The organism is Pinirhizobacter sp. (genome assembly GCF_035317885.1).
Classification (GTDB): domain Bacteria; phylum Pseudomonadota; class Gammaproteobacteria; order Xanthomonadales; family Rhodanobacteraceae; genus Pinirhizobacter.
The window spans coordinates 1-6,889 of the sequence record NZ_DATHFX010000422.1 but is presented as its reverse complement, the minus strand read 5'-3'; the positions used below and the strand labels follow the sequence as shown (position 1 = coordinate 6,889).

At 64.8% G+C, this 6,889-nt stretch carries 7 protein-coding genes; 5 read left to right on the top strand and 2 right to left on the bottom strand.

What is annotated here, in order from left to right; all coding sequences use genetic code 11:
* The first annotated feature begins 239 nt into the window (after nucleotides 1-239).
* The 5 genes from VK519_RS13905 to VK519_RS13885 all read left to right on the top strand — a co-directional run bounded on the left by VK519_RS13905 (nucleotide 240) and on the right by VK519_RS13885 (nucleotide 4,620).
* Nucleotides 240-572 carry a hypothetical protein gene (locus tag VK519_RS13905; protein ID WP_324350730.1) on the top strand — a complete coding sequence of 111 codons (333 nt, stop codon included), beginning with the start codon at nucleotides 240-242 and terminating at the stop codon, nucleotides 570-572.
* Entirely contained in the window at nucleotides 569-1,246 is a 678-nt protein-coding gene (locus tag VK519_RS13900) for a C39 family peptidase (RefSeq protein ID WP_324350729.1), read from the top strand. The genes VK519_RS13905 and VK519_RS13900 overlap by 4 nt, the downstream gene beginning before the upstream one ends.
* A 10-nt stretch (nucleotides 1,247-1,256) precedes the next feature.
* Complete coding sequence (locus VK519_RS13895) at nucleotides 1,257-1,988, top strand: hypothetical protein (protein WP_324350727.1); 732 nt, start codon at nucleotides 1,257-1,259, stop codon at nucleotides 1,986-1,988.
* Nucleotides 1,989-2,055: 67 nt separating this feature from the next.
* The gene (locus tag VK519_RS13890; protein WP_324350725.1) at nucleotides 2,056-3,405 is read left to right on the top strand and encodes an acetate kinase; all 1,350 of its coding nucleotides are present in this window, start codon (nucleotides 2,056-2,058) and stop codon (nucleotides 3,403-3,405) included.
* 516 nt (nucleotides 3,406-3,921) lie between these two features.
* Nucleotides 3,922-4,620 carry a TetR/AcrR family transcriptional regulator gene (locus tag VK519_RS13885; protein WP_324350723.1) on the top strand — a complete coding sequence of 233 codons (699 nt, stop codon included), beginning with the start codon at nucleotides 3,922-3,924 and terminating at the stop codon, nucleotides 4,618-4,620.
* Nucleotides 4,621-4,745: 125 nt separating this feature from the next.
* Here the strand turns inward: VK519_RS13885 and zwf are convergent, their stop codons facing one another.
* Nucleotides 4,746-6,482, bottom strand: a complete 1,737-nt coding sequence (gene zwf / locus VK519_RS13880; RefSeq protein WP_324350732.1) for a glucose-6-phosphate dehydrogenase — start codon at nucleotides 6,480-6,482, stop codon at nucleotides 4,746-4,748.
* Between the two features lie 117 nt (nucleotides 6,483-6,599).
* Nucleotides 6,600-6,889: glycoside hydrolase family 15 protein (locus VK519_RS13875; RefSeq protein ID WP_324350722.1), on the bottom strand; the 290-nt coding region annotated here is incomplete at its 5' end.

Here is a 6,889-nt window from a genome sequence, read left to right as displayed (position 1 = left end):
AGCCGACGGTACGAACTCGGTGTCGGCAGGTACGTTCAATGCCTCCAACACCATGACCGGTGCGGCATCGGCAGCAGCTGGTGTCACGGTGATCGCGCAGAACAGCGGCATGGCGTCGCTGATCCAGCAGAGCGTGAACGTGCAGGCCAACCTCAACGTTGGCGGGCAATAAGCAATGAAGCTTGCCACGGGGCGCCCCCGGACGCCCCGTGGTTTTCCCGTCCGCGAAGGAGAACACCATGCCAGTCAAATCCACCCTTGCCATCGCCGCGCTTGCGATGTGCGGGTTGTGCCACGCAGGCAGTCCACCGCCGACGGCTAACGTCGACCTGGGAAAGAGCGTGGACGACAGCAAGCTTGCCGCCGCCAGTGGCGGCGCCGACATCATCAGCCGACAGCAACTTTCGGGCACCGTGGGCGACAACAGCGTCGACCGCGCCGTAACCGGTAGCAATTCGATTTCCGGCAGCGCCCTCGGAAGCAGCGCCGGCATTCCGATGGTGATCCAGAACAGCGGCAACAACGTGCTGATCCAGAACGCCACCATCGTCAACGTGCAATTCCAGCCATGAAGAAACACGCGGCCTGGTGTCTCGTCGCGCTGGCCCTGGCGGGATCCGCCCAGGCTATCGACGTGCCCGGTGCCCAGGGCATTACCTACCGGCTGGCCGTGACCAGCCTGAAGGAAGCCCGTTTCCGCCAGACCATCCGCCAGCAGTACGACTTCTCGTGCGGTTCTGCTGCCGTGGCCACCTTGTTGACTTACCAGTACGGCTATCCGGTGGACGAAAAAACCGCCTTCGCCCAGATGTACAACAACGGCGACCGCGCGAAGATCAACCGCGAAGGGTTCTCGCTGCTGGACATCAAGCTGTTCCTCAGGCAACTCGGCTTCGAAGCCGACGGCTTCGAGGTACCGCTGGACAAGCTCATTTCCGAAGGCCTTCCGGCCATCGCTCTGATCGACAACCGCGGCTACCACCATTTCGTGGTGATCAAGGGCGTCTCCGACGGCCGCGTGCTGGTAGGCGATCCGGCCACGGGCACGCATTCAATGTCGCGCGCGCGCTTCGAGGACATGTGGAAGAGCCGCTTGCTCTTCGTCATCCACAACCGCCGCGACCTTGCTGTCTTCAACAATCCCGTCGACTGGCGCGCAGCGCCTATGGCGCCACTGGCCAGCGGCATCGACCGCCGCGGCCTGGACACCATCACCCTGCCCAAGCGTGGGCCGGGCGACATCTGAGTATCCCATCATGAACACACGTCTTTGCCTCGCCCTCGCCATCCCGCTCGTCATCGCAGCGGTTCCCACGCAAGCCCGCGCCGCCGACCGCTGGGGCGGCATCGATCGCTGGACCCCGGTGAGCGATGCAAGGCTGGCCCAGGCACGCGGAGGCTTCGACATCGGCAACGGCCTGATGGCCTCGTTCGGCTTCGATCGCACGGTAACCATCAACGGCGTCACCACCACGATCGCCAATGTGCAGATCCCGGACATCGCCAAGATGACGAAAGACCAGGCCAAGGCGCTTGAAGCCGCCACCCGCGCCCAGTTTGTGCAGAACGGCCCGGGCAATTCGGTATCGGCGCCTATCGTGGCTTCGCCGTCCAGCAGCACCACGACCACCACGCAAGGGCAGACGCCCTCCACCACGGCGGCGGGTTCCACCGCCAATACGTCCCCGACCAGTGGCGAGGCATCGGAAAGCACGCTGTCCTCCGCGACAGCCCCGGCCAACGGCACGGGCCAGGTGCCGGCCAAGGCGACCACGCCCGACAGCGTGGCGACCGCCGCGATAGTCGCGCCAGCCGTCGCCGCGGCCACCCAGGCCATCGGCAACAGCGCCACGGTGATCCAGAACTCGCTCGACAACCAGACCATCCAGGGCTCAACCACGCTGACCACAACCGTCAACTCGCTGAGCACGTTCCACAGCATCAATTTCCAGGCAGGGCTGCAAGACGCGCTGATCCGGTCGCGCTGAAGGCAGCGAACGATGAAACGACCACCACCGGGAGGGGGAGATGGCGCTTTCCAGGACAAGGAAAACCGTGTTCGCGGCAAGCCTGGGGCTTGCTGTGGCCGGCGGCGGGGCGGGCGCGCAGCAAGCGCCGGCCGGTAACGCCACCCCCAGCTCGCCGGCGGCGCCGGTGAGTGAAGTCGTGCGCCAGAAGGTAGTGGCGCAGGGCGAACAGATCGAAGCCACGCGCCAGAGCATCGCGGCGCAGGCCGCGCAGCTGGACGAGATGCGCAGGCAACTGGCCAAGCAGGAGGCCGACCTGCAAGCCCTGCGGGCAGCGGTCGGCCTGCCCTCGACCACCGTCACCGTCACCGCCCCGCGCAGCCGCCAGATATCAGCGGCTGACGAGCAGGCCGCCGCATCGGCCGGGGCTCCGGTGGTACAAAACACGCGCCAGGTGGGCCGTGCGCCGGAAACCCAGGAACGCCCGCCGGAAGTGGCACCGATCTTCGACCAGCCCGGTGTGCTCACGCCCAAGGGCCGGTTCATCCTGGAACCGTCCTATCAGTTCGGCTATTCGTCGTCCGACCGCGTGGCCCTGGTGGGCTACACCATCATCCCGGCGATCCTGATCGGCCTGATCGACGTACGCCAGGTCAAGACCACCACGCAAACGGCGGGGCTTGCCGTGCGCTACGGCCTTACCAACCGGCTGGAACTGGAATTGCGGGTGCCCTACGTCCATTCGCACACCGACACCATCAGCCGCGAGATCTTCACAGGTACCGCGCAGGACAATGCCTTCGGCGCCAACGGCAAGGGCATCGGCGATATTGAGGCCACCGCCCGCTACCAGCTCAACGACGGTGGGGCGGACAAGGCCTATTACGTAGGCTGGCTGCGGGTGAAGTCGCGCACGGGCAAGGATCCCTTCGAGGTGGTCACTGACTGCGTCACCCGCTGCGTGGAGAACGCTACCGGTACCGGCCTGCCGCTGGAACTGCCACGGGGCTCGGGCTTCTGGTCGGTGCAACCGGGCGTGACCTGGCTGTTCCCCTCCGACCCGATCGTGCTGTTCGGCAATATCAGCTATCTCTACAACTTCACTCGCCACGATGTCAGCCGCACCGTGCTCGCCGCCGGCAAGCAGGACCTGGGCGATATCCATGCCGGCAACATTTTCGACGTAAGCCTGGGGATGGGCCTGGCGCTGAACGAAAAAATGTCGATGAGCATTGGCTACGACCAGGCACTGGTGGCTGCCACTACGCAGAACGGCAGGCGCCTGCCAGGTTCCGTGCGCACGGTGCTCGGCACGCTCCTGATTGGCGGGTCCTACCGTTTCAACGACAAGCGCACCCTCAACGTCACCCTGGGCGTGGGCGTGACCCGCGACACTCCCGACGCCAACCTCACTGTGAGGGTGCCTTTCGCCTATTGATAGGGCCGTCCAAACGACCTGTTAACGCGCAACGTTGCAGTGAATTCACGGTCCAGGCCGTATCATGCTTATCGTTGGCTCCCCGATGAATGGAGGGCAAACGAAGCGGACTTGAAATACCTCGAAGGGGAACCATTTCCCTTCCCGAGGATCAAAGTTCTCAGACCGTCGTGATGGCGGTAAGCGGCAGGCAACCCTACGGGGCCCTGCCAGGGGTCGGCCCACCTTTCCCCTAAGGTCGCCGGCTAACAAAGCCCCGCCAGCCCCTCCCCTGGCTCGCGGGGTTTTTTTTGCCCGCGATTTTAGTAAGTAAGGATGACGGACTAAGAGGACACTAGTAGCGGCGAAGGACTACACAACCACGGGAATATCCCTGCACGACCTGGAAATCCCGGTGGCCGGACTCGGGGCATAATCCTGACAGGCAAACGAAAGCAACGGAGGTCAAGGGAACGGAATTCGTAAACGCGCGACGAGATTCCCGTCGCAGGAAACAAATGAACAAGGAGATGTTCCATGGCAAGCAACTTCAAGGCTTCAACTCGGCGCCAGGCCACCATCCAGGCCAAACCGATACGCCGCCGCAGCATTGGCCGTCCCGCCGCCGACGCCGAGTCCATCGGTCGCGAAGGCCTGATCGAAACAACCTGCCAGCTCCTGCGCGAGCTGCCCCCCAATCTCATCACCCGGGCTGAAGTGGCGCGCCGCGCCAACGTCGATCCGTCGCTGATCCGCTATTACTTCAACGATCGGTCGTCGTTGCTGGAGGCCGCCACCGAACGCATCACTGCGGCATTCAGTCGCAGCCTGGCCAAGGCCGCCGCCAGCCGGGGCACGACGGCCGATGCGCGGGTACGGGCAAGAGTCAACGCCATCTTCGACCTGATCGGCGAGTATCCCTTCTTCCAGCGATTGTTCGTCGAGGAACTCTCCGATAGTCCCTCGCGTGCCGGCGACAAGCTGCTGCGCAAGCTGGTGCTCGAAGCCATCGGCGACCTTCGCCAGGTGGTCAACGAGGGCGTTCGCGCCGGCGAGTTCAAGACCACCAACCTGCCATTCCTGTTCGCCTCGATGCTGGGCCTGGCCGAATTCGCCGCCACCGGAGCTACCGTGCTGAACATGGCCACGCAGGGGAAACTCGACCAGGCTACCGCGGCACGGCGTTATCGCAGCTACGTCGGCGACATGCTGGTCGGCGGGCTACGCGCAGGTTGAACATCCGCCCGTTTCCGGCCGCCGGGGCACGCGGGTTGGGGGTCAGAGTAATTACTCTGACCCCGTTTCCGCGTATGACCCCGTTTCCGCGTACCCCGGAGGCCGGAATATCGTTGCAGTCGCAACTACCGGCGGCGGCCGCGCGGCGTGGCCGCTTTCCTCGCCGCGGAGGTGCTGGCTACCTTTCGGACGGCTTTCTTCGGCGCCGATTTCCTCGCCTTCGCCGGACGTGCGGTGGCCTGCTTAAGTGCGGGCAGTGGCGCCGACGAGGGCCCTGACGGTTTTTTCTTCGCCGCGGCGCGCCGCTGGGCGGATTTATCTACCTTCGGCTTGGGTTTGAGTACGGGTGGCCTGGGTGCACGGGTCTTCTGCGCCGCCACCGGGCGCCAGGTGTGGCCGCCACTCAGGGCCAGCAGGGTGTCGGCCGCCGCGGGGCCCGCACTACCGGACGCATAGTTGGGGAATTCCGACGGCGTGCGCTTGGTCCAGGCCTCCAGCAGCGGCTGCACCACGCGCCAGGAGGCTTCCACCATGTCGGCGCGCTGGAACAGCGTGGCGTCGCCCGTCATCACGTCGTACAGCAATGTTTCGTAACCCACGTTGGCCTGGCTGGGAAACCAGTCGGCGTAGTTGAAGTCCATGCGCACCGGGGCCAGTTCCATCTTCGGTCCCGGCCGCTTGACGTCGAACTGCAGCGAGATGCCCTCGTTGGGCTGGATCTGCAGCACCAGCCAGTCCGGCCCGAAGGCGTCCATGTTGGTGCCGCGGAACGGCGCGAATGGGGCGGACTTGAAACGGATGGCGATCTCGGTGGTGCGGCGTGCCAGGTGCTTGCCCGTGCGCAGGTAGAACGGCACGCCGGCCCAGCGCCATGTGTCGACGGCAAGTTTCATCGCCACGTAGGTTTCCGTCGGCGAATCCGGCGCCACGTCGGGCTCGTCCCGGTAGGGACGGGCCAGGTCACCGTTGACTGCACCGGGGCCGTACTGGCCACGGACAGCGTCCTCCACGTTCACCGGCCGGATCGCCTCGATGGCCTCGGCCTTGCGTGTGCGCACCGCCTCGGCGGCGAACGACGACGGCGGTTCCATGGCTACCATCGCCACCAGCTGGAACAAGTGGTTGGGCACCATGTCGCGCAGGCAACCTGTTTGTTCGTAGAACGAACCACGCGCTTCCACGCCCACGGTTTCGGCCACGGTGATCTGCACATGGTCGATGCGGTCGCGATGCCAGATGGGTTCGAAAAGACCATTGGCGAAACGGAAGGCCAGGATGTTCTGCACCGTTTCCTTGCCAAGGAAATGATCGATGCGATAGACCTGTTCCTCGCGCAGGGATTTCAGGATCCGCGCGTTCAGGGCCTGTGCCGACGGCAGGTCGTGCCCGAAGGGCTTCTCGATCACTACGCGGCGCCAGCCGGCTCCGTTGACGTTTTCCTGGGTGAGTTTTGCACCGTTGAGCATGTCGATGACGGGGCCGAAGAACCGCTCGGGCGTGGCAAGGTAGAACAGCACGTTGCCCTGGGTACCGAAGCGGCCGGCGATCGTCTCCAGCGACTTGCCCAGGCGGTTGTAGGTAGCCGCCTCGTCGAATTCGCCCAGTACCAGCGACATGCGCTGGGTGAGCCAGGTCCAGGCTTCCTCATCGACGCTGGCCAGGTGCCCCTCGCTGGAAGAATTGGCTACGAAGCTGTCCATCGAACGGCGCAGGTTGCGCTTCCAGATGACGTCCGAGTCGCTGCCGTGGTTTACCCCGATGAGCGCGAAGTCATCTGGCAACAGGCCGCTGCGCCGCATGTTGTACAGCGCGGGCACGACCAGCCGCGAGGTAAGGTCGCCGCTGGCCCCGAAGATCACCATGGCGCATGGATTGGCCTTCGGTGGCCGGCCGGCATCGCCGGCCCGCGAGGTGGTTGCATCTTTGGGCAGCATCGATGTGCGTTTGGCCATCGGGGAATCTCCGTGTTGTGAGCTTGGCTAACTGATGACGGCGGCGTCCACGCCTTCGCGCGACTTCGCGGTGACGCTGGTGGACCGGGCGATGCTATAGGCGGCGTTGACGAGCGCCACGTGCGAGAAAGCCTGCGGGAAATTGCCCAGCTGGCGTTTGGCCACCGGATCGTATTCCTCGGCCAGCAGCCCAACGTCGTTGGCAAGGCCGGCAAGGCGTGCAAACAAGCGGTTCGCGTCGTCCATGCGGCCGAGCATCACATAGTTCTCTACCAGCCAGAAACTGCAGGCCAGGAACAGGCCCTCGCCCGGCGCCA